Source organism: Pseudoalteromonas sp. SG45-5 (assembly GCF_014164085.1).
Taxonomy (GTDB): Bacteria; Pseudomonadota; Gammaproteobacteria; order Enterobacterales; family Alteromonadaceae; genus Pseudoalteromonas; species Pseudoalteromonas aliena.
On the sequence record NZ_JACJEM010000144.1, the window covers coordinates 1 to 681 of the forward strand.

General features: G+C 38.2%; 1 protein-coding gene. It reads right to left on the reverse strand.

Annotated features, from left to right (window positions below):
• Window positions 1–375 precede the first annotated feature (375 nt).
• Window positions 376–681: elongation factor Tu (locus H5119_RS20015; protein WP_182702981.1), on the reverse strand; the 306-nt coding region annotated here is incomplete at its 5' end.

Consider the following 681-nt stretch of genomic DNA (forward strand, 5'->3'; position numbering starts at 1 on the left):
AACGAATTAAATTGCACTATAACGTCGTTAAAAATTTTTTATTTAGAACAACTAGATACAAAAATTTTTGCCTAGTTCTAGCGTAATTTTCTTAACGTTAAATAGACCCCATATATAAGCAGATTTGTATAATTAAAAAGGTCACCCAGAGTGGCCTTTTATTTTAGACATTAAAAAACCCGAGACTAAGCTCGGGTTTTTTGGCAATAATTAGCTAGGCTAATAATTAGCTAGGCTAATAATTACGCTACGATAGTTGCTACAAAGCACCTATACCTAAGGTAAGAGCGCCACCTTCATATGACACTTTTCTTCAGGCATTAAAAAAGGCCACCTAAGTGACCTTTTTCTAATAATTAACTTTAAGGTTAATTATTACGCTACGATAGTTGCTACAACACCAGCACCTACAGTACGGCCACCTTCACGGATAGCAAAACGAAGACCTTCATCCATCGCGATTGGCGCGATTAGAGTTACAGTCATCTTGATGTTATCACCAGGCATTACCATTTCTACGCCATCTGGTAACTGTACGTCACCTGTTACGTCAGTTGTACGGAAGTAGAACTGTGGACGGTAACCTTTGAAGAATGGAGTATGACGACCACCTTCATCTTTCGAAAGTACGTATACTTCTGAAGTGAATGTAGTATGTGGCTTGATTGAACCAGGCTTAGC